This window comes from Methylomonas paludis, from assembly GCF_018734325.1.
Lineage (GTDB): Bacteria > Pseudomonadota > Gammaproteobacteria > Methylococcales > Methylomonadaceae > Methylomonas > Methylomonas paludis.
Window position 1 is genome coordinate 139289 of sequence record NZ_CP073754.1, and the last position, 25850, is coordinate 165138.

24 protein-coding genes are annotated in these 25850 nt (G+C 46.8%); 15 read left to right on the forward strand and 9 right to left on the reverse strand.

What is annotated here, in order from left to right; translation table 11 throughout:
- Window position 1 precedes the first annotated feature (1 nt).
- A complete protein-coding gene (gene lpxC, locus KEF85_RS00640) occupies window positions 2-928 on the forward strand; it encodes a UDP-3-O-acyl-N-acetylglucosamine deacetylase (protein WP_215582596.1) in 927 nt (308 codons plus the stop codon).
- A gap of 55 nt (window positions 929-983) precedes the next feature.
- Here the strand turns inward: lpxC and KEF85_RS00645 are convergent, their stop codons facing one another.
- Complete coding sequence (locus KEF85_RS00645) at window positions 984-1448, reverse strand: DciA family protein (protein WP_215582598.1); 465 nt, start codon at window positions 1446-1448, stop codon at window positions 984-986.
- A gap of 36 nt (window positions 1449-1484) precedes the next feature.
- On the opposite strand from KEF85_RS00645, the gene KEF85_RS00650 reads away from it, so the two are divergent.
- The 7 genes from KEF85_RS00650 (at window position 1485) to KEF85_RS00680 (ending at window position 7762) form a co-directional block, all read left to right on the forward strand.
- Complete coding sequence (locus KEF85_RS00650) at window positions 1485-3263, forward strand: NAD(P)H-dependent oxidoreductase subunit E (RefSeq protein ID WP_215582600.1); 1779 nt, start codon at window positions 1485-1487, stop codon at window positions 3261-3263.
- A gap of 1 nt (window position 3264) precedes the next feature.
- Window positions 3265-3981 (forward strand): 2Fe-2S iron-sulfur cluster-binding protein, encoded by a 717-nt coding sequence (locus KEF85_RS00655; protein ID WP_215582602.1) that lies wholly within the window; start codon window positions 3265-3267, stop codon window positions 3979-3981.
- The gene (locus KEF85_RS00660; protein ID WP_215582604.1) at window positions 3971-4510 is read left to right on the forward strand and encodes an NADH-quinone oxidoreductase subunit B family protein; all 540 of its coding nucleotides are present in this window, start codon (window positions 3971-3973) and stop codon (window positions 4508-4510) included. Before KEF85_RS00655 ends, KEF85_RS00660 begins: the two co-directional genes overlap by 11 nt.
- Window positions 4511-4567: 57 nt before the next feature.
- Window positions 4568-6064 (forward strand): Ni/Fe hydrogenase subunit alpha, encoded by a 1497-nt coding sequence (locus KEF85_RS00665; protein WP_215582605.1) that lies wholly within the window; start codon window positions 4568-4570, stop codon window positions 6062-6064.
- Entirely contained in the window at window positions 6064-6543 is a 480-nt protein-coding gene (locus tag KEF85_RS00670) for a hydrogenase maturation protease (RefSeq protein WP_215582606.1), read from the forward strand. Before KEF85_RS00665 ends, KEF85_RS00670 begins: the two co-directional genes overlap by 1 nt.
- Window positions 6544-6938: 395 nt before the next feature.
- Window positions 6939-7271 carry an STAS domain-containing protein gene (locus KEF85_RS00675; RefSeq protein WP_215582607.1) on the forward strand — a complete coding sequence of 111 codons (333 nt, stop codon included), beginning with the start codon at window positions 6939-6941 and terminating at the stop codon, window positions 7269-7271.
- 65 nt (window positions 7272-7336) lie between these two features.
- Window positions 7337-7762, forward strand: coding sequence for an ATP-binding protein (locus tag KEF85_RS00680; RefSeq protein ID WP_215582608.1), 426 nt, complete (start codon window positions 7337-7339; stop codon window positions 7760-7762).
- Between the two features lie 90 nt (window positions 7763-7852).
- Here KEF85_RS00680 and KEF85_RS00685 read toward each other — a convergent pair whose 3' ends face one another.
- On the reverse strand, window positions 7853-9064 hold the full coding sequence (locus KEF85_RS00685) for a SpoIIE family protein phosphatase (RefSeq protein ID WP_215582609.1): 1212 nt from the start codon (window positions 9062-9064) through the stop codon (window positions 7853-7855).
- Window positions 9065-9098: 34 nt separating this feature from the next.
- The gene (locus KEF85_RS00690; protein ID WP_215582611.1) at window positions 9099-12659 is read right to left on the reverse strand and encodes a response regulator; all 3561 of its coding nucleotides are present in this window, start codon (window positions 12657-12659) and stop codon (window positions 9099-9101) included.
- A 647-nt stretch (window positions 12660-13306) separates the two neighbouring features.
- Between KEF85_RS00690 and KEF85_RS00695 the strand changes: the two genes are divergently transcribed.
- The 4 genes from KEF85_RS00695 to KEF85_RS00710 all read left to right on the forward strand — a co-directional run bounded on the left by KEF85_RS00695 (window position 13307) and on the right by KEF85_RS00710 (window position 16445).
- A complete protein-coding gene (locus KEF85_RS00695) occupies window positions 13307-14047 on the forward strand; it encodes a pentapeptide repeat-containing protein (protein WP_215582613.1) in 741 nt (246 codons plus the stop codon).
- A gap of 36 nt (window positions 14048-14083) precedes the next feature.
- Entirely contained in the window at window positions 14084-15472 is a 1389-nt protein-coding gene (locus KEF85_RS00700; RefSeq protein ID WP_215582615.1) for an amino acid permease, read from the forward strand.
- 214 nt (window positions 15473-15686) lie between these two features.
- Window positions 15687-15851: a hypothetical protein gene (locus KEF85_RS00705; protein ID WP_215582617.1), complete on the forward strand. Its 165-nt coding sequence runs from the start codon at window positions 15687-15689 to the stop codon at window positions 15849-15851.
- A gap of 387 nt (window positions 15852-16238) precedes the next feature.
- Window positions 16239-16445 (forward strand): hypothetical protein, encoded by a 207-nt coding sequence (locus KEF85_RS00710; protein ID WP_215582619.1) that lies wholly within the window; start codon window positions 16239-16241, stop codon window positions 16443-16445.
- A 51-nt stretch (window positions 16446-16496) separates the two neighbouring features.
- Here the strand turns inward: KEF85_RS00710 and KEF85_RS00715 are convergent, their stop codons facing one another.
- A complete protein-coding gene (locus tag KEF85_RS00715) occupies window positions 16497-17246 on the reverse strand; it encodes a HesA/MoeB/ThiF family protein (protein WP_215582620.1) in 750 nt (249 codons plus the stop codon).
- Between the two features lie 140 nt (window positions 17247-17386).
- Here KEF85_RS00715 and groES point away from each other — a divergent pair, with 140 nt between their 5' ends.
- The 3 genes from groES to KEF85_RS00730 all read left to right on the forward strand — a co-directional run bounded on the left by groES (window position 17387) and on the right by KEF85_RS00730 (window position 20571).
- Window positions 17387-17674, forward strand: coding sequence for a co-chaperone GroES (groES, locus tag KEF85_RS00720; protein ID WP_215582621.1), 288 nt, complete (start codon window positions 17387-17389; stop codon window positions 17672-17674).
- Between the two features lie 67 nt (window positions 17675-17741).
- Complete coding sequence (groL, locus tag KEF85_RS00725) at window positions 17742-19382, forward strand: chaperonin GroEL (protein WP_215582622.1); 1641 nt, start codon at window positions 17742-17744, stop codon at window positions 19380-19382.
- Window positions 19383-19830: 448 nt separating this feature from the next.
- Complete coding sequence (locus KEF85_RS00730) at window positions 19831-20571, forward strand: Hpt domain-containing response regulator (RefSeq protein WP_215582623.1); 741 nt, start codon at window positions 19831-19833, stop codon at window positions 20569-20571.
- Here KEF85_RS00730 and KEF85_RS00735 read toward each other — a convergent pair whose 3' ends face one another.
- From KEF85_RS00735 to leuC, 5 genes are read right to left on the reverse strand one after another with little or no spacing between them, the layout of a single operon-like run.
- On the reverse strand, window positions 20572-21627 hold the full coding sequence (locus KEF85_RS00735; RefSeq protein ID WP_246535002.1) for a FimV/HubP family polar landmark protein: 1056 nt from the start codon (window positions 21625-21627) through the stop codon (window positions 20572-20574).
- Between the two features lie 19 nt (window positions 21628-21646).
- Complete coding sequence (locus KEF85_RS00740; protein ID WP_215582624.1) at window positions 21647-22669, reverse strand: aspartate-semialdehyde dehydrogenase; 1023 nt, start codon at window positions 22667-22669, stop codon at window positions 21647-21649.
- 4 nt (window positions 22670-22673) lie between these two features.
- Window positions 22674-23756: a 3-isopropylmalate dehydrogenase gene (gene leuB / locus KEF85_RS00745; RefSeq protein ID WP_215582625.1), complete on the reverse strand. Its 1083-nt coding sequence runs from the start codon at window positions 23754-23756 to the stop codon at window positions 22674-22676.
- A gap of 23 nt (window positions 23757-23779) precedes the next feature.
- On the reverse strand, window positions 23780-24418 hold the full coding sequence (gene leuD / locus KEF85_RS00750; protein ID WP_215582627.1) for a 3-isopropylmalate dehydratase small subunit: 639 nt from the start codon (window positions 24416-24418) through the stop codon (window positions 23780-23782).
- The gene (leuC, locus tag KEF85_RS00755; protein ID WP_215582629.1) at window positions 24415-25836 is read right to left on the reverse strand and encodes a 3-isopropylmalate dehydratase large subunit; all 1422 of its coding nucleotides are present in this window, start codon (window positions 25834-25836) and stop codon (window positions 24415-24417) included. The genes leuD and leuC overlap by 4 nt, the downstream gene beginning before the upstream one ends.
- Window positions 25837-25850 lie beyond the last annotated feature (14 nt).

Consider the following 25850-nt stretch of genomic DNA (forward strand, 5'->3'; position numbering starts at 1 on the left):
CATGATTAAACAGCGTACATTAAAAAACAGCATACGCGCCACAGGCGTTGGATTACATACAGGCGACAAGGTTTACTTGACCCTGCACCCTTCTGAACCCAATACCGGTATTCGGTTTCGGCGTGTTGACCTGGACGTACCAGTGATGATAGCAGCCCGTCCGGAAAATGTTGGAGAAACCAAACTCTCTACCACCTTAGTCCGTGATGGAGTCAAAGTCTCTACCGTTGAGCATTTATTGTCTGCCTTGGCTGGTTTGGGTATAGATAATGCTATTGTCGATGTCAGTGCCGCCGAAGTGCCTATCATGGATGGCAGTGCCGGTCCTTTTGTGTTTTTATTGCAATCGGCAGGTGTGGTGGAACAGGATGAGCCCAAACAGTACATCCGCATCAAACGTGCTATCAGAGTTGAAGACGGTGACAAATGGGCCGCATTTGAACCATTTGATGGTTTTAAAGTGAGTTTTACCATTGATTTCGAACACCCGGCTTTTTCTGAGCATCTCAAAACAGCCGTGATGGATTTTTCCTCAACCACTTTTGTTAAAGAAGTGAGTCGGGCTCGCACCTTTGGCTTTATGAAAGATATCGAATTCCTGCGGGAAAACAATCTGGCATTGGGCGGTAGCCTGGATAACGCCATCGTTGTTGATGAAGACAAAGTATTGAATGAAGACGGCTTGCGCTATGCAGACGAATTCGTCAAACATAAAATTCTGGATGCAATAGGTGATTTATATCTATTAGGTTATAGCCTGATCGGCGAATATCAAGGCTTCAAATCCGGCCATGCCCTTAATAATAAATTGTTATTGACCTTGTTAAACGACAAGGATGCCTGGGAAATGGTTTCGTTTGAAGAAGCCGACCAAGCCCCGATCTCCTTTATGCGCTCGGCACAAACCCCCATCCCTGCCGCCAAATAATAGCCCTCTGCGCAAAAAACCGATAAATAAGCCTGCTCCCAATTGAGCAGGCTGTTTAGCGTCGGGTTTTTAGGCGCTTTTCCAAAGTATCGGCCAGTCGCGACATCGCTTGCCCCAACTCATCGGGTTCGGTTTGATTCTGTAAATGCTGGTGCAACATGGCAATATTAGCCGCAGAGGGCAAACTGGTCTGCTGAGTTCTGGGCTGTCCGGCAATGGGGGGAATAATCCTCACTTGCAGGCTGGTGATGTTTTGCTGTGCAGCTCCAATCATTTTGTTTAGAATAGCCTCATTAAAAAAACGGATTTGCGCAGCCCAGCAAGCCGCTTCGGTATAAATCAACAGGCGTTGGCCTGAATGGACGCAATGTTGAACATGCTTGGCAAGTTCGTCCGGCAATACCTCTTTCACTGCTGAAACCAGCTGTTTTTGGATTTTGATGGTTTCCTGAGTTACCAGTAATGGCCTTATCTCAAAGTCCAGGATTGATTTGAAGACGTATTTTTTAAAGTTACCCATGTAATCCCGCAGCCATTAATATTCGGTGGTGAAACCATGAAAGAATTTATTCAGGCAATTATTGCAGAGTCTGGGGGGCAAGCCGAAAGGCTGCTGGACATGCTCAGAGTCATACAGAATCGTTACCGGTTCATTCCGGCTGCAGCCATAGATCAACTGGCGGACACTTTAAATGTTTCCAGAAGCCAAATCATCGCCGTAGTGGAATTCTACAGTTTTTTTCATTTAAACGCACAAGGCCGCTACGATATCTTGTTCAGCGATTCCATCACGGATCGTATGTTGGGTAAAACAGAGTTACTCGAATATTTGGCTAACTTATTACATGTTAAAGTTGGTGAAGTTCGCGCAGACGGTCTGGTCAGCCTAAATAACACCTCCTGCACCGGTCTCTGTGATCAAGGGCCCGCCGCGCTTATCAATGGTTTAGCGGTATCTGCACTCGACTGCGCCAAACTCACCGAAATTGCCGGCTTGATAGAGCAGCAAATACCCCTGTCAGAATGGCCTGAGTCATTGTTTGCCGTCGCTGATAATATTCGTAAACCCGGATTGTTGCTGCAAACACCCATTACAAACGGAGCGGCACTCCAAGCTGCTTTTGCCAGAGGCTTGCCGACAACCTTGACCGAACTGGAACGGTCCGGCTTGCGTGGACGGGGTGGGGCTGGCTTTAAAACCGCATTGAAATGGCGTTTGTGTGCTGAAGCAGACAGCGATCAGCATTTTGTGGTGTGTAATGCCGACGAAGGTGAGCCAGGAACGTTCAAGGACAGAGTCTTGCTCAATAGCCAGGCCCATCAGGTTTTTGAAGGGATGACGCTTTGTGCGGCCATCATTGGTGCCAAACAAGGGTTTTTGTATTTGCGTGGCGAATACCAGTTTCTGTATGACAAATTGCAGCAGGTTTTGCAACAGCGCCGTCAGCAAGGCTTACTGGGCGATAATATCCTCAACCAGCATTTTGATTTTGACATTCAAATTCGATTAGGCGCCGGCGCCTATATATGTGGAGAAGAATCCGCCCTGATCGAATCTCTGGAAGGTAAGCCCGGCATACCGCGTAACCGGCCACCGTATCCAGTCATTCAAGGCTATTTAGGTAAACCAACAGTAGTGAATAATGTCGAAACCTTTCTGGCGGCAGCTGCAATTGCCGTGCACGGTGCCGACTGGTTTACGGCAGCCGGCACCGAAAAATCGGCAGGCAGCAAGATATTAAGCATCAGTGGGGATTGCGGTTTACCCGGCATTTATGAATATCCGTTTGGCAGCACCATCCGGGAAATACTGGCAGACTGCCAGGCCCAAGATGTCCTTGGCGTGCAGGTGGGAGGGCCTTCCGGTGTATTTATCTCTGATCAGGAGCTGGATAGAAAACTGGCTTTCGAAGATTTGGCCAGCGGCGGCTCATTCATGATCTTTAACCAAAGTCGCAATATTTTTGCAATCGTCCAGAATTTCAGTCATTTCTTTGCCCATGAAAGCTGCGGATTCTGCACACCCTGCCGGGTAGGCACTGCATTGTTAAAACAGCAGTTTGACAAAATAGTCAACGGTTATGGTTCTGCCGGCGATGTCGCCGAATTAGAGGCCTTATGCCGCTTAGTAAAAAACTATAGCCATTGCGGACTTGGTCAAACTGCAGCCAACCCAATAATCAGCACTCTGGAGCGCTATCCTGAACTGTATCAGGCCCAATTAAAAAATATTAGTTATGAGCCGGGGTTTGATCTGGATGCTGCTTTGGCCGTTGCCCGGCGCATGGCGCACCGCGATGATCCGGCAGCGCATCTGTTGCAAGTGGAGGAATGAGATGAGTCAAACCATCAACATTGACGGTCGGAATATACCGTTTCAACCCGGCCAAACCATAATGGAAGCAGCCTCTGCCGCCGGTGTTTACATTCCACATCTATGTCATAAGTCAGGATATAGTCCGCATGGCAGTTGCAAGCTGTGTACGGTACAGGTTAATGGTCGTAATTGCTCGGCCTGCACTTTTCCGGCGCAGGAGGGGCAAACCGTCATCAACAACAGTCAGGAATTAAGCAATGACCGGCGCAGCATCACCCAAATGCTGTTTGTGGAAGGTAATCATTTTTGCCCGTCCTGTGAAAAGACCGGTAATTGTCAACTACAAGCCGTGGCCTATTTCTTAAAAATGCAGGACGATCATTTCCCGCTGTTTTATCCACAGCGTCAGGTTGATGCTTCGCATGAACAAATATTGATCGATCATAACCGCTGTATTTTTTGCACCTTGTGTGTGCGAGCCAGTCAGGAAACTGATGGAAAAAACGTATTTAGTATCAGTGGCCGCGGCTTACAAAAGCACCTGATCATCAACTCGGTCAGCGGCTTATTAAAAGACAGCGATATAGAGCTTAACGATGCCGCCGTGCATGTCTGCCCTACCGGCGCCATTCTGGTTAAACATACCGCCTATCAACTGCCTATTGGTCAACGCCAGTATGATCAGCAACCCATTAATGAAATAGCATTGCAGCAGGAGCGGGAACATGGCGGCTAAAGTCAGAATTGCCACCACATCCTTGGCGGGTTGTTTTGGTTGCCACATGTCGTTTTTAGATCTGGATGAACGCTTGTTAGCCTTGGTCAATTCGGTGGAATTTGACCGATCGCCCTTAACTGATATAGAGCATTGCGGATCGTGTGATATTGGTTTGATTGAAGGCGGCGTGTGCAATTCCGAGAATGTGCATGTATTAAGGGAATTTCGTAAAAACTGTAAAATTTTGGTGGCTGTCGGTGCTTGTGCTATCAACGGTGGACTACCGGCCATGCGTAACCATATCAATCTGGAAGATTGCTTACTGGAAGCCTATCAGAATGGTATCGGTGTTGAAAATCCACAAATTCCCAGCGATCCGGAATTGCCCTTATTGCTTGATAAAGTCTATCCACTCCACGAAATTGTCAAAATCGATTATTTTTTGCCAGGCTGCCCACCTTCAGCTGATGTATTCTGGGAGTTTTTAACCGCCCTGCTGGATGGTCGTCAACCCAGCCTGACTTATCAACAGCTACATTACGACTAATACCCGCAGTAGCGTTTTTGCGGCTACCCCACTTAATAAGACTTGCAGAGACAGCTTATGTACGAACATCTTGAAACTGCCGAGAACCCGGCCAAACTGAAACGGGTAATTGTTGATCCGGTGTCCCGGGTAGAAGGTCACGGCAAAGTCAGTTTACTGCTGGATGAAAACAATCAGGTTAAGCAGGCCAGACTCCATATCGTCGAATTTCGCGGTTTTGAAAAATTTATTCAGGGTCGACCTTACTGGGAATTGCCGGTCATGGTGCAGCGCTTATGCGGTATCTGCCCGGTCAGTCACCATTTGGCAGCGGCTAAAGCCATTGATCAGTTAGTTGGCGTCGATCCCGAAAATCTGCCGGTTGCTGCCGATAAATTGCGGCGCTTACTGCATTTTGGTCAAGTACTGCAGTCTCATGCCCTGCATTTCTTTCATCTGTCCAGTCCAGATCTGCTGTATGGCTTTGAAAGTGAAATCGGTAAACGCAATATTATCGCCGTATTGACCGATTATCCGGATATAGGCTTACAAGGCGTAAAATTACGCAAATATGGTCAAGAAGTAATCCGCATGGTATCCGGTAAACGCGTGCATGGCACCGCAGCAATTCCCGGCGGCATGAACAAAGCCTTAACCCGGGAAGAGCGCGATTATCTGCGCCAGGATATAGACCAAGTTATTAATTGGGCTGTGGCGGCTGTAGCCTTGGTAAAAAAAATTCACACCGCCAACCAGCCGTTTTATGATGAATTTGCCACCATACGCAGTAACTATCTGGGGCTGATCAAAACCAATGGTGCATTAGAGCTTTATCACGGCGGATTACGCGCCAAAAATGATTTTGGCGCAACCCTGCTGGATCACTTTGATTATTGCCATTATCCCGATATTATCCATGAAGAAGTCCGATCCTGGAGTTATATGAAATTCCCGTACCTCACGGCATTGGGTACAGCGCTGGGATGGTATAGGGTAGGGCCGCTGGCGCGGGTTAATAACTGCGATTTTATCGATACCCCATTGGCAGAAACCGCCCGTTTAGAGTTTAAGCGGCAAGGTACTGAAGTAATGATACACAGTACTCTGGCTTTTCATTGGGCGCGCCTGATTGAATTGCTGCACTGTGCCGAAAGCATCAAAACCCTATTATACGACCCCGATATTACCAGTAGCGAACTGGTAGCCAAAGGCGAAAAACGCTATGAAGGGATAGGCGTGATTGAAGCGCCGCGCGGCACCCTGTTTCATCATTACCAGATAGACGAAAACGACATAGTCACCAAAGCCAATCTGATTGTTTCTACCACCAGCAACAATATGGCAATGAACGAATCGGTACGCCAGGTGGCGGCTCAATACCTGTCTGGCCGAGAACTAACCGAGCCCCTGCTGAATAACCTGGAAGTAGCGATACGCGCATACGATCCCTGTTTATCCTGTGCCACCCATGCTGTCGGTAAAATGCCGCTCCAGCTCGAATTACTGGATGCTCAAGGCCAACTGTTAGATCGGCTGATCCGCAACCATGATGGTGAATACATTCATCAATTATAATGAGTAAACCCATTATTTTGATAGCCTGCGGCAATCCAAGTCGGGGAGATGATGGCCTAGGGCCATTGTTGTTGGAAGCAATAACTGACCATATTGATCAGACATGTATCGAATTACAGACTGATTTTCAATTGCAGATTGAACACGCGCTGGATCTGCAAAACCGGGAGCTGGTGTTGTTTATCGATGCATCGCTAACATGTCGAACAGCCTGTCAACTTGATGAAGTTAGCCCCAGCCAGGATAACAGTTATACCAGTCACGCCATGAGTCCTGCCGCTGTATTACAGGTTTATCAAAATATCACCGGACTCAAACCGCCACCGGCATTTTTGTTGAGTATACAAGGTCTGGATTTTAGCCTGGGTTCTGGTTTATCCTATCAGGCCGCTAGCAATTTGGAGTTGGCGCAGCGATTTGTACTGGACTTGCTGGCACAGGCAAACAGTCAGGTTTGGCGTGGATTTATAACGATTTAATCCCGAAAAATATTGTAGCGTTAGCAAGGGCTTGCAAGTTTAGAGCATCAAAGCCGGTACTTAGGTTTTCCGACCTAACAAATGCGATGATAGAACTTAATAATATAGGCTTTTGCCGGACTTAAAATCAAATCATAAACCCAGATGACAGCCAATAATCTGGTTGAGCCGGACTAAATAAAAATGTATTGACACATCAAACTGTCGGTGTATAAGCTCTAACCAAAAGTGCTAGTAGTTAGAGATAGACGAAAGTTTGTTTAAGGTCGCGGGTTTTCCACGAATCGGCCAAAATAACGGTTTCGCTCTTGATTAGACAAACAGTATGTTATGCCGGTCCTGGCAGTGATTGGCTGGCATTACGTTTTTAAACTCAGCATTATTGAAAAATTATTATGGAAATTGACGAAAAGCAAGTAAATCAAATTTTGGTGCTGACCTTGGCCGATAAACGTTTGGATGCCAGTGTAGCGGTTGCCTTTAAAAATCAGATGACAGACTTTATTGATAAAGGCCATAAAATTGTACTGATTAATATGGCTAATATTGACTTCATAGACAGCAGTGGCTTGGGTGCAGTGGTATCCTGTCTCAAGCATATGGGTATAAAAGGTAAAATTGCGCTTAGTAACCTATCACCTGCAGTTGCCGCCATGTTTAAATTGACGCGAATGGATCAGGTGTTTGCTATCTATCCAGAAGAGAGCAAGGCGCTCGAAGAGCTTTAGCATCAAAAAAATTTAATGATAACCAAGCTGTCAGTCGTCTGAAATTGGGGTTTTGTGGTCCAGTTATGAACAAAATTAATTTTTCCATCGCAAATGATCTGGCCGATGTCAGATTATTAGGCCTGTGTATTAGATCGGTTTCTTCGTTTGGTTTTATACCCGAACAGTGTGCGGAAATTGAGTTAGCGGTTGTTGAAGCAGTTAATAATGTAATTGAGCATGCTTATTCAGATCTCGAAAAAGCCATTGTCAAAGTAATCTATACCTTATTTGAAGACAAAGCCGTGATAGAGGTCATCGATTATGGTCAGGCTATGCAACCGGGAGTGCTGGTCGAGTCAGGCCAGGAGTTTAGCTTCGATATTGAAAATCTTTATGCACTTCCGGAAAGTGGTATGGGGCTTATGCTCATCAAGAACTGCATGAGCGAAGTCAGATATTCTTCGGCAGATAGTTGTAATCGCTTGATACTGACCAAGCTAAGGCAATAAGCATTGTAAACATATGTTATGGTGCTGACTGATTCGGCAGCCAATCGTGATCACCAAACACAGCCAGTTCGGATATATCACCCAGAGCTGTCACGGAAATTTAATTGCCAGTACAGAAATATCATCTTCAAATTGATCCCCACCGTTCCATACACATATCTGAGTTTGTAATTGCTGGAGTAATTCCGGTAAATCCAAGTCTTGGGTTTCCGTGAAAAACGCCTGCAAACGTTGAGTACCAAACAACTCACCATCTGCATTTTCACATTCAGTAATACCGTCTGAAAACATAAACAGTCTATCGCCACTCTCATAAGCAAGGCTGATGTTGTCATAAACGGCATTAGGCAGCAGACCTACCGGAAATCCACCATCGCCTAGCGTTTGCGGCGGGTTATTCGCTTTAATATAAATTGGACTGGGATGACCAGCTTGGCATAACGAAAACTTGCGGGCATTAGTGTCTATAATGCCGTAAAGCATGGTGAAATACAGACTGTCTTCGTTATCATTTTGGAATTTATCGTTCAGCTCCAGAACGGCTAAAGAAGGTGGGCTGACCAGTTCGTAAAATGGTGGCGAGAGTTTATGGTGTTTTAGTGGACAGTTTTTATTCAATTCCGGGTTTAATACCCGGTTGAGTGTGTAAGCCATCATGGCGGCTGATACGCCATGACCAGCAACATCTATGGTATAGAAGCCAATATGATGATGGTCAAGTGCGAAGAAATTCAGCAAGTCGCCGGAAACATGTAGTGAAGGTAAATAAATACTCTCAAAATAAACATCCTGAATAAGGCTGGCGCTCTCCGGCAATAATTTTTTTTGCATCTCGCCCGCCAACACCAATTCGCCATGTAATTGGGAATGAGCTTTTTCCAGTTCAGCGGTTAAGCGCAGTAAATGCTGATTTTGCAGTTGTAATTTTTGTTCCAGATTAAGCACCCGTTCACCCGCCCGGATGCGTGCCAACAGTTCTTCAAAAATAATAGGCTTGCGGATAAAGTCGTCAGCTCCGGCTTCCATGCCTATCACCATGGAGCCCAGGCCTTCAAGCGCCGTAATCATGATGATGTAAACATAATTCTGTTGGTCACTGGCCCGAATTTTCTTGCACAATGAAGGGCCATCCATGCCAGGCAGCATCCAGTCGGTAATGACCAATCGGACTTCATGTTTAAGCAATATTTCCCAGGCTTCTTCACCGCTGCCGGCGCAGATGGCATCATAGCCCCAGCTTTTAACTTTGGCTTCTATGCTGCGCTGGCTAATCTTGCTGTCTTCGACTATCAATACAAGCATAATGAAAACTCATGAGTAAATTCAATATCTAAGTTTAAGTGTCAGGCGCTTGGCTAATAACCAACTGGGCTTCTGCACAGAGTTTTTCCAGCGCCATGATCAGATTTTCAGTTGCTAATGGGCTAATTATGCCTTGGCGCGCATCGGCTTCAAGTTGTGCAGCCAAACTCTGGAGTGCCTTCGCACAAAATTGGCCGGCTATGCCTTTTAAGGTATGGGCAGTCTGGCTGAGCGCACTGGCATCATTATTAGCTAAACAAGTGTTCAAGCTGGTGATCAGTTGTGGCGCTTCGTCTTTGATTAATAACCAGATTAATTCATCCAGTAATTCTTGGTCACCGTCCAGGTTTTGCAGCATTTCATCAGGTTGCCAAATCTGCGCAACCGAGGGACGATCTACTTTAACATCTAACCATTTATTGAGCATTTCCAGTAGTTTGTTGTTGTTAAACGGTTTACTCATGTGATCATCCATGCCGGCCACTAAACAGGCTTCCATATCCGCCTGCATAGCATTCGCCGTTAAGGCAATAATCGGAGTACGCGGTAATTGGTTGGCATGCTCGTAAAGCCGCCAGAGTCGAGTTGCTTCAAAGCCGTCCATAATAGGCATTTGGCAATCCATTAAAATCAAATCAAAATGTTGGTGTTCAAGTTCAATAATAGCTTCTTGACCATCTTTAGCCAACACAGTTTCCAAATTGAGCCGGGCCAGCATATATAAAGCAACTTTTTGATTGGTGGCATTATCCTCAACCAATAATACTTTGCGGCCATTGTAATCAGCAGGGGTTTTTTCGAGGAGAGGCTCAATTAAAATTTGTGGCTTTTCTTGGTGAATGATATTGGCAAGGATGTCATATAGATTGGATTGGCGGATAGGCTTGCTCAACACCTTGGCTATCCTGGCGCTAATACGCTCAGCTTCACTAATTATGCTGCCCGAACTCAGTAAAATTCGGTGGGTTTTTTGCAAAGCCGGATCGGCTTCAATTATCCTGGCCAAATTAAGGCCATCCATATCCGGCATTTGCATATCAAGGATAGCCAAATCAAATGCTTGATTATCCAGTCTGGCTGTCTGGAGTTTTTCCAGGGCGATAGCCGCATTTTCCGCAGTTTCAGAACTGGCCCCCCAGTTACTTAGGAAACAGCTCAAAATTTGTCGGTTAGTGGCATTATCATCCACAATCAAAATTCGGCAACCGCTTAGCCCATTAATTTTCGGACTGGCCGACTTTGGAGAGGTTTGTATCTCAAGTTCAGCAGTAAACCAAAAATTAGAGCCTACTCCGGGCGTGCTGTCCAAACCAATCTCACCATGCATGTATTCCACCAGGTTTTTAGCGATGGATAAGCCCAGACCAGTGCCGCCAAAGCGGCGGGTGGTGGCGCTATTTGCCTGCACAAAAGGCTGGAATAAACGCGAATGTTGCTCCGGCCTGATGCCAATGCCGGTATCTTTGACGGAGAAGTGTAACTTTGCTCTGTTGGGAGATTGCTCGATACAAGTCAATTCGACGGATACTTCGCCGGCAGTGGTAAACTTAACTGCGTTACCTATCAGATTATTCAGAATTTGCCGTAGCCGATTAGGGTCGCCTATCAGTTTGGCAGGCAAGTCGGGACTGACAAAACAGTTCAGTTCCAGGTTCTTAGCATGGGCGCGTCCAGATAACAGAATACATATTTCTTCAGTTAATTGGCGCACATCGAATTCAATGTTTTCCAGCAGAAGTTTTCCGGATTCAATCTTGGAAAAGTCCAGAATATCGTTGATCACATACAGCAATGATTCGGCAGAATTATAGGCTACTTTGGCAAATTCTGTCTGTTCTTCGGTAAGCGGTGTTAATTGCAGCAGATCCAGCATACCCAAAACCCCATTCATAGGGGTGCGGATTTCATGGCTCATATTGGCTAAAAATTCGCTTTTCTGACGCGAAGATTCGTTGGCAATATCCCTGGCTTCCTCCAGGGCGCGACCGGCTAAATCTTGCAGAATAGCCAAACCCATCATATGACCAATTTGCACTAGAGTGTTTTTACGAGTGTCGTCCTGAGGCGGATAGGGATCGGTATATAAAAACATCACCCCCAATACAGTGCTATTGCCCAGTAAAGGCACAATATAATGCCCGTGGTTCACCATATTCTCAAATTGATGATCATGACGCGGATCGCAAAAACAGTCGTCAGAAATCAGCAGTTCGCCAGATTTGCCGGCTCTCCCGCATAAGCAATCGCCAAATTGTATCTGCTGTTCGCGGCGGATAAATTCTTCCGAAAAACTGCCTCTCAGCAAAAACAAGTTCATGGTTTGCGAGTTTTCCTCACGCAGGAAAACTCCACCCTTATGTTGAATAGCCAGGCTTTTTAAAGAAAATAATTCATCTAATAAAGCACCAAAACGGGTTTTTAGCGGTTCTTGGCGATCCAGGATATTGGCAATACGCAAACGAGCTTCAGTGTCCATGCGTTCCATCGATAACTGATTTTCGATATGGACTTGTTCACTTATATCGCGCTGAATCGAAACATAGCCGAGTATGCTGCCCTGATCGTCTTTAAGGGGAGTAATACTGACTTCGGCCCAATAAAGATTAGGATCAGGTGGTTCCGCTTGTCCGGCTATGGCAATGGGGAAAGTTTTGGTTTTTTTACGACGGTTTAGCAAGCGGCCGCGCCAAGGTTCGCCGCGCAACAGCGTTTCGTGTAATGCCGTGTAGAGTTCGACAGGTGTTTTACCACTTTTTAATATGCGTGGCGTCATGCCGATCACTTCGTCAAACTGCCAACCGGTGAATGCACAAAAACTGGGATTGACATACTCAATATTGCTGTCGATATCCGTCAGCATAATCATATCAACACTGGCTTCAGCCGCCATGCGCAAACGTAATAACTCATTTTCATAAGACTTGGTATTGCTGATATCGATCCAGGAACCGATGATCGATTCCAGCTTACCTTCAGGGCTGCGAATCAAATTGGCATGGTCACGGATCCAGCAATAATTACCATCTGCTTTATGAAAACGGTATTCGATATTGAGTTCATTAAGGCCGCTGTTAACAGCGGCCTTAATGGCATTAATTACTCTGTCTTTATCGGCCGGATGCAAATGCTGTTGCCAAAAACCAGCGTCAGCCAATACCTGCTGAGACGTATAGCCAATCATTTTCTCAATATTGCCGGTAATAAATGTACAACGATAGGGAGAAGTGACAGCGTCCTCATGGGCATAAAGTACCGAAGGGTTAGTATCCAGCAGCAAGCGCTTGCGATCTAGTAGACGCGCATTCTGAAGCTGAAGTCCATTTGCGGTATTAAATTTTTTCAGAAATAAGCCAAACCAAACCAGCCAGGCAATCAAACAAACGGCAACAGAAATAGGCTGGGTTTGCAATAAACCGATCATCCATACCGGCAGTTCAATGCTGTTGGGGTATAGATAGGTAGTCAGCAGCGCTGTGCTTGTTTCGGCCAGATTGAGTCCGGTTAGGCCCAGCAGACCATATAAAGGGACGCTAAATTTTGGTTTATCTGAACAATAAGCAGGCTTGAAGTTGGAGAACGACTTATTGGTATTCATGCGACGTTCCTTTTATCTGACTTTAACCAAAAGTTTATAGATTAAGACCTATGTATGTCTCTGTCATTACAAAGCTTGATACCAAATTCAGCCGGGAACCGCCAAGCAAAGCAAGGGAAAAGTGGTCAAGCTCATATTTCAAATCACAGGCATCAGGAATGCCAATTTGGTTTGGCTACGACTAATAGTGCTAAGCCTGTTTGGCTAAGCTAAAACGGGCTGGCTAAAAAACCATTAACGAGCGTGGTAATGGCTTTGTGCCTAAGGAATGCTTAATCTAACAACAGCGCAAGTGCGAATTTTAACTTCGCATGGAAGGTATCCGGCTAAAGATTTTTTATTTTCGGCTTGGCCAAACTCAAGCTTATAAGTAGTTTATACACTTGGCTGGAGGAAGGCAATTTTAATTTAGCGCTTGGCCAAGTCGGAGATCTGGTTTGTGGGCAGTCAAATTTTAGTCAGGTACAACAGCAAAATCTGGGTAAATTAGCTGCTGGATACTCAAGTTTATAGCGTAAACTCAACAAAGGTCAGTGTCGCCGCATTTCAATACATTAACAAAAATTATTGAAAAGTTATCAGTAATCTCGCAATATCCCAATCTGGCTTGACAATAACATCAACAAATAAGCTCATGGAGATTTATTATGAAATTTTCTTCACTCAGTAAAGTTTTACTGGTGCTATGCTGGTTCAGCACGATGATGGCAGATGCCGCCGAGTTAACCCGTGCCCAGATTAAACAAATGCTGCTGGCGGCGGATAAACAGCATCCTGCCGATCTGCGCCGTAAAGACTTAACCGAGCTGGACTTATCGGGGCTGGATTTTCGTAATGCCGACCTATGGGGAGCCGATCTGCGCCGGGCCAATCTCAGCAACTCCAATCTGCAAGGGCTGACGCTGGATCTAACCGTCATGACCAACATCAACTTAAATCATGCCAATTTGGCTAATACCAGTATTTTTGGCGTCAGTCTGATGCATGCCGATCTCAGCTACGCCGATCTTAGTGGCAGCCGGGTTATTGCGGTAATGGAAGCCGCCAATTTAAGCCATGCCAACCTTAGTCATATAGATTGGGCGGCAGATATGAAAAATCAGTCTATGGGGCTGATGCGCGCCAATCTCAAAGGTGCCGACTTAACCGCAGCCGATTTAAGCTATGCCAAGCTGGGTAGGGCCATGCTGCGCCATGCTAAATTAGCCAAAGCCAATCTGCAAAATGCCGATTTGTTTGCAGCGGACATGGACGGAGCAGATCTAGCCGGTGCTGATTTAACAAACGCCGATTTTTCGGCGACCAAGCTGCATGATGCCAAGTTCTTGAATGCAATCACCACAGGGACCCGGTTTGATGGGGCCATCAATAAGCCCGAAATAAACTAAACAGTTTTGTAAACCAACCAGGAACAGGCAACAACCATGCGCTTATCCCCACAATTATTTAGATGTAAATCGGTAGCAGCCTTTACCGCTGCAGAAAACCGTTTGAAGCAAACCTTAACGGCTAGAGATTTAATCGTATTAGGGGTGGGGGCTATTATTGGTGCCGGCATTTTTGTACTAACCGGTATAGCGGCGGCCAAATATGCCGGGCCGGCTATCATAGTGTCATTTATGCTGGCCGGCATCGCCTGTGCTTTGGCGGCATTGTGCTACAGCGAATTGGCTGCCATGATCCCGGTATCCGGCAGTGCCTATAGTTACGCTTATGCCACCCTCGGCGAGCTGATGGCCTGGATTATAGGCTGGGACTTGGTTTTGGAATATGCGCTGGCCAGCAGCACTGTGGCCATAGGTTGGGCCGGCTATTTAACCAGTTTTTTAAATTCTGTCGGCATCCATCTGCCCGAATTCTTAACCACCGCCTATCTGGCTAATCCTGCCACTGGTTTCATAAACTTACCGGCAGCCTTAATCATATTACTACTTACCGGATTATTGATAGTCGGTATTCGCCAGTCGGCAAGCTTTAATTTCGTTATGGTACTGATAAAGCTAACCGTGATAATTGTGTTTATTATTGCCGGAAGCGGACATATTCACAGCGAAAATTGGGCAGACTTTGCCCCTTTTGGTTTTAGTGGGGTATTAACCGGTGCCGGAGTGATATTTTTTGCCTATATAGGTTTCGATGCCGTTTCCACGGCAGCTCAGGAAGCCATCAATCCCGAAAAAGATGTGCCGTTAGGCATCATCGCTTCGCTCTTGACTTGTACCCTATTGTATATCCTGGTGGCCGCAGTACTCACCGGCATTGTTTCTTATACGCAATTAAATGTGCCTGCACCCATAGCCTTAGCCGTCGATTTTACCGGCATGTTTTGGTTGTCGCCGATTATCAAATTAGGCGCGATAGCCGGTTTAACCTCGGTTATGCTGGTGTTACTGATGGGGCAAAGTCGCATCTTTTATGCAATGTCTAAGGATAAATTATTGCCGCCGCTATTTGCCCAGGTTCATCCAAAATTTCAAACGCCGCATCTATCCACTTTACTGGTGGGCGTAGCCGTTGCACTATTGGCAGGATTCATGCCCATAGAAAAATTGGGCGAACTGGTTAGTATTGGTACTTTATTCGCTTTTGTGTTGGTTTGCGGCGGGGTTTGGGTGTTACGGGTCAGTCATCCGGAACTGCCCCGACATTTTAAATGTCCGGCAGTGCCCTATGTGCCCTTGGCCGGTATCCTGGTATGTCTGGGCTTAATGGCAGGTTTACCGTTTGATACCTGGGTACGCTTGTTTGTCTGGTTATTACTGGGATTTGTGATTTACTTTGGCTATGGCATAAAACATAGTGAGCTGCACTAATTCGGCAATCGCTCCGCCAAGATCGGTTGTTTACACCGGGTGCGGTGTAATACACACTATTGATTGGTTTAATTAAACCAATGGCATCAGTGAAGTATTTTTTATCGAAAGCCAGTTATTCATTAACACTATGATTTTTAATGGTAAAAAATGCTATGGCACGCAAATGGCTTAATTTTAAGCGTGTACATCATCACTAAAAGAGGTGATAAAAATGAACAAATCCAGTCATTGCTACAAAGATATTCTGGTTAGTTTCCTAGTGATATCAGGCGTGCTCAGTTTCATGTCCGGTGAGTTTATTATCTCCACGGCATTGTTCTGTGCTTCATCCTTATTCAGCACTATTAATTTAGGAGGTGATGCCATTCCCAGTTAATGTGTAATTTTTCTCGTTGTTAAGGCAGTTACTACTATACTGCTTACTCTACAGCCTCTACCTACGCTCCAGGTAGAGGCTTTTTTTATGTCTGAAAAAATCTCTTTTAGGCATATATCCATCATTCAATTGCTGTACCCGTAAGCGTTGCAGACCATGGGCAGTAATTTTACTTGTACCCTAAAACCGATAGGGTTATAGTCAGCAACGAGGCTTATGGCCTTGATAAAAAATAATAAACTATTCATTGTCATTAGTTTTTATTAAACATAGCCGCAGAAAGTGTTGAGCGCCAGTAGCGGAGCAATCACAATCAAGCGCTTATTAATGCTGGTGACATTCTGAATCGCGACAAAAATAATAATAAGTCATTTAGAGGAGGTACCCATGTCTGGAATCATCGAACTCGCAATCTTGATGGTCGTCATAGCCTGTTTTGCATTTGCACCATTGGGTTATTTTATTTACCGGTATGTCGCCAAAAACGGAGAGCCGTTTGGGAATATAGAGCCTCACGGCGATAGCGAATCCGCTTTATTAAACGTGGTTGGCAAACTCATCAATAAGGTAAAAGGGTTGGTGTTAAAGAAATAAGCGCCCAGCTTAGTGCGAAAAAGCCGGGGAAACCCGGCTTTTCATACCGGTTTAATGGTTGGAGCCACAGGTAGGACAAGCGGGATTACGTTTCAGCCGCATGGTTTGCCATTCCATATTCAAGCCATCCAACAATAACAAACGGCCAGTCAGATTATCACCAATAGCCATGATTAATTTCATCGCTTCCAAAGCCTGAATACTGCCGATTATCCCGGTAATCGGGGCAACCACCCCATTGTGGGCGCAGTTTTGCAATTCCTCGCCCTCATTTTGATAGAGACAATTGTAACAAGGGCTATCATTCAGTCCGGGAGTAAATACGCTGACTTGTCCTTCAAAGCGAATAGCTGCACCCGACACCAGCGCTGTTTCGTTCATCACACAAGCCCTATTCACCGCAAAGCGCGTCGTAAAATTATCACTGCAATCCAGCACCACATCGGCGTGGCTTACCTCCTGCAGCAACTGTTCACCCTGTAAGCGCACTTTATGAGCCTGAACCTTAATCTCAGGATTAATATTTTTTAAAGTGTTAAGGGTTGAAATGGCTTTATCCAACCCTATATCAACAGTGTGGTGAGCAATCTGACGTTGCAAATTACTTAAATCGACCTGATCGTCATCGTAAATACAGATGTGGCCGATGCCGGCTGCCGCTAAATACATGGCGGCTGGTGAGCCCAAACCGCCGGCCCCGACAATTAGCACTTTGGCGGCCAGTAGTTTTTGCTGACCGGCGATATCAATCTGCGGCAGCATGATTTGACGGCTATAACGAAGTAATTGTTGATCGTTCATATTGATGTAATGGCTGGATTAAGGCTAGATGATGCCAAAGTCCTTGACAGAGTGCAAAACCCGGATATTATTAGCACTCATTGCAGATGAGTGCTAATAAATTTTATAACCTTTTTATAATCTGAACATAGGAGATATTAATGAATATTCGTCCGTTACATGACCGTGTTGTCGTAAAACGTGTAGAAGAAGAAACCAAAACTGCAGGCGGTATCGTCCTGCCGGGTTCTGCTGCTGAAAAGCCTAGCGAAGGTATCGTTCTGGCAGTGGGCGCTGGTAAACCTTTGGATAATGGTCAAGTGCGTGCGTTGGAAGTCAAAGTGGGTGATAAAGTTTTGTTCGGCAAATACTCTGGTTCTGAAGTCAAAGTTGGCGGCGAACAATACATCATCATGCGCGAAGAAGACATCTTGGGCATTTTAGCTTAATTATTGAGCTAGGCTTAAGCCGGCACACTCTTTTTCAATTAATTCAGAAAATTTCAGGAAACAAGAAATGGCAGCAAAAGACGTAAAATTCGGCGGCGACGCTCGTACTTTAATGGCGCAAGGCGTCAACATTTTGGCTAATGCAGTAAAAGTGACTCTGGGTCCTAAAGGCCGTAATGCGGTACTGGATAAAAGTTTCGGTGCACCAACCATTACTAAAGACGGTGTTTCCGTAGCGAAAGAAATCGAATTAAAAGACAAATTCGAAAACATGGGCGCACAAATGGTCAAAGAAGTGGCGTCTAAAACTTCTGATGTAGCCGGTGACGGTACCACAACTGCTACTGTGCTGGCTCAATCCATCGTCAACGAAGGCTTAAAATCAGTGGCAGCCGGCATGAATCCAATGGATTTAAAGCGCGGTATCGATTTGGCTGTTTCAGTTGCGGTTGCCGCAATTGAAAAAGCGGCTACTCCATGCGTGGATAGCAATGCAATTGCCCAAGTAGGCACCATTTCCGCTAACTCCGACTATTCAGTAGGCGCCATCATCGCCGAAGCGATGGAAAAAGTCGGTAAAGAAGGTGTGATCACTGTTGAAGAAGGCACTGGTCTGGACAATGATCTGGATGTAGTCGAAGGCATGCAGTTTGACCGTGGCTATCTGTCACCGTACTTCATTAACAAACAAGAAAACATGAGCGTAGAACTGGACGATCCATTCGTTCTGCTTTACGACAAAAAAATCTCCAACATTCGCGAATTGTTACCAGTACTGGAAGGCGTAGCAAAATCAGGCAGAGCCTTGCTGATTATCGCCGAAGATGTCGAAGGCGAAGCCTTGGCAACCCTGGTTGTCAACAATATGCGCGGCATTGTTAAAGTTTCTGCGGTTAAAGCCCCAGGCTTTGGTGACCGTCGTAAAGCCATGCTGGAAGATATTGCCATTCTGACCGGTGGTATCGTTATTTCCGAAGAAGTGGGTCTGTCTCTGGAAAAAGCCGACATCAGCCAACTGGGTACAGCAAAACGCGTACAAATCAATAAAGAAAACACCACCATTATTGATGGTGCCGGCAATGAAGAACAAATCAAAGGCCGTGTGGCACAAATTCGTGCACAAGCCGAAGAAGCTACTTCAGACTATGACCGCGAAAAACTGCAAGAACGTCTGGCCAAACTGGCTGGCGGTGTTGCCGTTATCAAAGTAGGCGCAGCCACCGAAGTTGAAATGAAAGAGAAAAAAGCCCGTGTTGAAGATGCTCTGCACTCAACCCGCGCTGCGGTAGAAGAGGGCGTTGTCGCTGGTGGTGGAACCGCTCTGATTCGCGCTTTAGCCGCTCTGGAAAATCTGGAAGGCAAAAATCACGACCAAACCGTCGGTATCAACATCTTGCGTCGTGCCATGGAAGAGCCTTTACGCCAAATCGTTACCAACGCTGGCGATGAAGCCTCTGTGGTATTGAACGAAGTTAAAAAAGGCAGCGGTAACTTCGGTTACAACGCAGCAACCGGCGAATATGGCGACATGATCGAAATGGGTATTCTGGACCCGGCTAAAGTGACCCGCTCTGCATTGCAGAATGCGGCATCGGTTGCTGGTTTGATGATCACCACCGAAGTCATGATTGCTGACAGCCCAGCCGATAACAAAGGCCCAGCGCTGCCTGATATGGGCGGCATGGGTGGTATGGGCGGCATGATGTAATCTCCGCTTAGCTGTAAAGCGTTAAAGCGAAGCCTCGTCGTGTTAGCGGCGGGGCTTTTTTATTGCTTGTTGGTTTTTGAGTAAGCATTTACTCTATTGAAAACTAGACAGCGTAGCCTCGATGCAACGCAGTGGAACAGAGGAACATCGCAGCAGATTGAGCCAAAAACGCGATGGTATGCATCGAAGACATTTTGTCAAATCACTAAAAAGCCGACACCTCGATTCCGCTATGCGGCATTAAGGCTACGCAGAATAGTTAGATTTTTTGATAAGTCAAAAATAACAATGACATAGTCTTTATATTTGCAATTAAGGGACAAGATGGCGTAGTGTAATAAGTTACACAGCCGATGCAGGGGCTAGTTATAGTTAGCCCGGCTAAGATTTTTGGGGTTTGATCGGTAGCAAAACGGCCTATCTACCCGCTCAGACCAGTATTTGCCACATGTCCAATCAAAATTTTTCGGTACTGATAGCCGACGATAACGAACTCAACAGTTGGCTATTAACCGAGCAACTCAGCCAATGGACAGACGACGTTACGGTTGCCAAGCACGGCAAGCAAGCTTGGCAATTGTTGCAGAACCGCAAATACAGCTTGATATTGCTTGATCTGCACATGCCATTTCTGAGCGGACTGGAGCTGATTAAAAAAGTCAGAAGCAGTGACAGCATAAATCTGCATACCATCAGTATCGCCATTAGCGCTGAAAACGCCGATGTGCGTCACGCCTTGCTCACAGCCGGTTATAACGATTGTTTGTTCAAGCCCATATTGTTAGAGAATTTACGCAGGATTTTACAACAATGGTTAGGGCTTGCCGGTGCGGATCTGCCAGCCTATTATGCCGCGCAAATTAGCCAAAAAACCCTATTTAAGCGGGAATTGGCTGAAAAGCTGCTGAACAGCCTTTTTACTGAAGTGCCGGAGAATCTGGCTGATATTCAGCAAACTTTGCAACAAAGAGATTATCTGCAAGCCTGGCAGTTTGCCCACAAATTGCAAGGCTCACTGGGTTTTTACGGATTTCTGGATTTTTTGCCCATGCTGGAAAGTTTGCAGGAACATCTGCTGGTTCAGGAGGAAAATATGGCAAATATCACTCTGCATGCCCTGCAAACCCGATTTGCCAGAGTAGAGCAGCACAAAGATCATATTCTCCACTTGGTCGCGAGTGAAGATTGATTAAAGCAAGCGCTTAATCTCGTCCAGTAAGGCTAATGCCGTAGCTTGTTGGGCGAGGTTGCCTTTTGCTAAAACCTCGTTGGCAATTAATCTGGCAGCTGAGGTTTCACCCATATCCACATAAGCTTTGGCCAAATCAATTTTGGTTTCCAATTCGTCATTATCGGTCAGATCAAAGCCATCGCTTACCGCGCCGGCATCAAAATTCTTGCTGGCCAGCAAAGCGTCCAAATCAAAATCAAAATCATCAGCATCGTCGACAGAGCTTACGGTATTGGCGGCGATATCATTGGGCTTAGCATCGCCTTGGTGCCGGTCAGGCCCAGACTCGAATTTAGCAGAGCGCGGAGAGGGGCTAGACTGCTTGCGCTGCCGCAGCAGCCAGACAGATGCCGTTAAACCAGCGGCCGCCAGTGCCCCAAACCATAGCTGTAAACTGCTTACCGCAACCGTATCCACAGTCGGCGGAGTTGGTGTCGGGCCAGGCTGCCGGGCGGCAAGTTGTTGATCTTTTTCAGACAAGGCTTGTTGTAAAACACTCAGCTGTTGTTCCAAATCCTGAATTTGGGTTTGAGCCGCTGCATCAGGTTCATGAGTTTGTGTGGCCGAGCTGCCGGGTTGAACCGCTAAATCCGGAATCTGCAAAATCACCCCAATTTGCAGCGAATTAATATCATCATGGTTAAAAGCTTGGGGATTGGCCTGATAAATCGCAGTAAATAATTGCTCAGCTGACTGGCCGCGTTCCCCGGCAATGCGCTTGGCTATCGCCGATAAGCTATCGGCCGGTCGGGTGGGGCCAAAACTATTGGTTTCAGGGTGAAAAGGATCGGCTGCCGGTTTATGGGCTATTTTTTTGACTTTAGGTCTCGATGCAGATGTTTTCAGCGGTTCATCATTTGCCTGATCAAGCGTCTCTGCTGCCAGTGCCGGCGGATTGTCAGGATTTCCAGACATATCGTCATCTGGCCCCAGTGCATATCCTGGTGCTGATACCAACAGCATCAACACCAGCACAGCGTTACGGATATTAGCCCCAGACAACATCATGGCCATAGCAAACCCATCTCTCAAGTTACAGATAATCTTTGATCAGCAATTCGGCAATTTGCACACTGTTAAGAGCGGCACCTTTGCGAACATTATCGCCAACCACCCACAGATTAATACCGCTAGGCGCGGAAATATCTTCACGGATACGGCCCACAAATACCTCATCATGCCCGGCAGATTCAGTGACAGCCGTCGGATAGCCACCATCGACCCGCTCATCCAGTACCGTAACCCCAGGCGCTTTGCTTAATAATTCCCGCACCCGCTCGGCACTGATTTTTTGTTTGGTCTCAATATGCACCGCTTCGGAATGGCCGAAAAATACCGGCACCCGCACCGCAGTAGGGTTCACCAGAATCTCAGCATCGCCCAGAATTTTCCGGGTTTCCCAGACCATTTTCATTTCTTCCTTGGTATAGCCGTTATCCATAAACACATCAATTTGCGGCAATACATTAAAAGCAATCTGTTTAGGGTAGACATTAGCCACAATTGGTTTAGCATTCAGCAGATTAGCGGTCTGGCTGGCCAATTCCTCAATTGCCTCCTTACCGGTGCCGGACACCGCCTGATAAGTGGCGACATTGATGCGGCTGATGCCAACTGCATCATAAATCGGCTTTAAAGCCACCAGCATCTGGATAGTGGAGCAATTGGGATTGGCAATAATGCCGCGATTTTTATAATCGGCGACCTGGGCCGGGTTGACTTCCGGCACCACCAGCGGAATATCGTCGTCATAGCGAAATTGCGAAGTGTTATCAATGACCACACAGCCCGCTGCAGCTGCTTTAGGCGCATATTCGGCCGACACCGCCGCACCCGGCGAGAATAAGCCGATTTGAACTTTGGAAAAATCGAAATTGGCCAAATCTTCAATCACAATCGACTCGCCGCGGAAGCCAATACGTTTACCAGCCGAGCGCTCACTGGCCAGTGCATACAATTTGCCGACCGGAAAATTGCGTTCTTCCAGAATGCTGATCATGGTTTCACCAACAGCACCGCTGGCACCCACAACCGCAACATCATAAGTTTTTGACATAGAGTTAAACCCCTTTTAAAGCATTAAGCACCGCGTCACCCATACCGGAAGTACTGACCTTGGTCATACCCTCAGAGAAAATATCCGCGGTTCTAACTTTGGCATCCAGTGCAGCATTCACCGCTTGCTCAATTCGTTCAGCCGCCACATTCTCATTAAAGGTATAACGCAGCATCATTGCCACCGATAAAATGGTTGCCAAAGGATTGGCAATGCCTTTGCCGGCAATATCCGGAGCAGAGCCGTGGATAGGCTCGTACATACCTTTGGCATTGGCATCCAGCGACGCCGAAGGCAGCATGCCGATAGAACCGGTCAACATAGCGGCAATATCCGACAGAATATCGCCAAACATATTGGTGGTCACAATAACATCAAACTGTTTAGGCGCCCGCACTAATTGCATAGCGGCATTATCCACATACATATGGCTCAATTCGACATCCGGATATTCCTTACCCACCTCAGTAACCACCTGCCGCCAAAGCTCAGTACATTCCAGGACATTGGCTTTGTCTACCGAACACAGCTTTTTATGGCGTTTTTGGGCAATTTTGAAAGCCGAATGCGCGATCCGCTTAATTTCTGAAACAGAATATATCTTGGTGTTAATCCCAACTTTTTCGCCATTTTCCAGGGTACGGATACCACGCGGCTGACCAAAATAAATACCGCCGGTCAATTCCCGGACTATCATCAAATCCAGGCCCGACACTACTTCCGGCTTTAAAGTCGAAGCATCAACCAATTGCGGATATAAAATAGCCGGACGCAAATTGGAAAACAGGCCCAATTCCGAGCGAATGCCCAGTAAACCGCGTTCCGGACGCACAGCATGAGCCAGTGGTTCCCATTTCGGTCCGCCCACCGCACCCAGCAATACCGCATCGGCGTGTTTACACAAATTCAGGGTTTGTTGCGGTAATGGTGTGCCGAAAGCATCATAAGCGGCGCCACCGATCAGGGCGTTATCAAACACCAGGCCCAGCTTCATATCGGTATTGACAAAACTCAACACTTTGATGGCTTCGGCAACAATTTCCGGGCCGATCCCATCACCGGCCAGTACTGCAATTTTTTTGGTCATTATTCTGTTCCTAATAAACGTATCTATGCTTCTCTAAACAACCAGGGGGCTCGTTTAGCGCGTTCTAATTCATAAGCTTTAATCTTGTCCGCATATAACAACGACAAGGCAATGTCATCCAGGCCGTTCAATAAGCGGTAGCGGCGGTTTTCATCGATGCTGAAAGTCAGTAAGGCTCCAGACGGTGTGGTGATAGTCTGACTTTGCAAATCAATGCTCAACTGATAACCAGAATTAATCTCGCCAAACAGCTGATCAATTTGGGCAGCAGGCAAAATAATCGGCAAAATGCCGTTCTTAAAGCAGTTGTTATAAAAAATATCGGCAAAGCTCGGCGCAATAATGGCGCGAAACCCAAAATCTTCCAGTGCCCAGGGCGCATGTTCGCGTGACGAACCGCAACCGAAATTTTCTCGGGTCAGCAAAATCTGCGCCCCTTGATATTGCGCTTGATTCAACACAAATTCCGGGTTCAAAGGCCGATTGCTGCAATCCATTTCCGGTTCACCCCGGTCCAGATAGCGCCACTCATCAAACAAAAACGGCCCAAAACCGGCGCGGCGGATAGATTTTAAAAACTGTTTGGGAATAATGGCGTCAGTATCCACATTGGCTCTATCCAAAGGGGCTACCAGCGCGGTTAATTGGGTAAAGGCTTTCATGCTGATATTCCTGAATCAAGTTCCGCAACATTAACAAAATGGCCGGCAATTGCCGCCGCCGCTGCCATAGCCGGGCTGACCAGATGCGTGCGTCCGCCGTAACCTTGCCGTCCTTCAAAATTGCGGTTAGAAGTGGATGCACAATGCTCACCAGCTTCCAGACGGTCGGCGTTCATAGCCAGACACATAGAACAACCAGGCTCACGCCATTCAAAACCGGCCGCCAGAAAAACTTGATCCAGTCCTTCAGCTTCAGCCTGTTTTTTTACCAGACCCGAGCCCGGCACCACCAAAACCTGCTTCACGCCTGCCGCTTTCTGACGGCCATGAATAACCGCCGCAGCCTGGCGCAAATCCTCGATGCGGGAATTAGTGCATGAGCCGATAAACACCCGATCCAACTGAATATCAGTAATCTTCTGACCAGCTTGCAAACCCATATACTGCAAAGCCCGGCTAATACCTTCCCGCTTGACGCTGTCGGCTTCCTGGGCTGGATCCGGCACACTGGCATCCACCGCAACCACCATTTCCGGAGAAGTGCCCCAGGTTACCTGCGGCTTGATGGTGGCGGCATCCAGTTCCACAACCTTATCAAACACCGCATCGCTGTCTGAATGCAGGGTTTGCCAATACCGCTCAGCTTGATGCCAGTCGCCATCTTTAGGTGAGTAAGGGCGATTCCGGTAATAATCGATAGTAATGTCGTCCACGCCAATCAAACCAGCACGTGCGCCGGCCTCAATGGCCATATTACACACTGTCATCCGGCCTTCCATACTCAGTGCACTAATCGCAGAACCGGCAAATTCTATGGTATAGCCATTGCCGCCGGCGGTGCCGATATGGCCGATAATGGCCAGCACAATATCCTTGGCCGTCACACCGGGCCGGGTTTGGCCGTTGACCTTAATCAGCAGATTTTTGGCTTTTTTCTGTACCAGGCACTGCGTAGCCAATGCATGTTCCACTTCCGAGGTACCGATGCCGAATGCCAGCGCTGCAGATGCTCCGTGCGTGGAGGTATGCGAGTCACCGCATACCACTGTCATGCCCGGCAGTGTCGCGCCCTGTTCTGGCCCCACCACATGCACAATACCTTGCCGCACATCATGCATATCAAATTCGGTAATCGCGAATTCAGCACAGTTTTTATCCAGAGTCTCAACCTGCAGACGTGAAACCGGATCAGCAATGCCTTGAACACGATCAGTAGTCGGTACATTGTGATCAGCGACGGCCAGATTGCGCTCGGTGCGCCAGGGTTGACGTCCGGCCAGACGCAGGCCATCAAACGCCTGCGGCGAAGTGACTTCGTGCAATAACTGTCGGTCTATATAAATCAGACACGAGCCGTCTGCTTCGCGATGCACCACATGATCATCCCAAAGTTTGTCGTATAAGGTTTTACCTGCCATTGATCGGGTCCCAC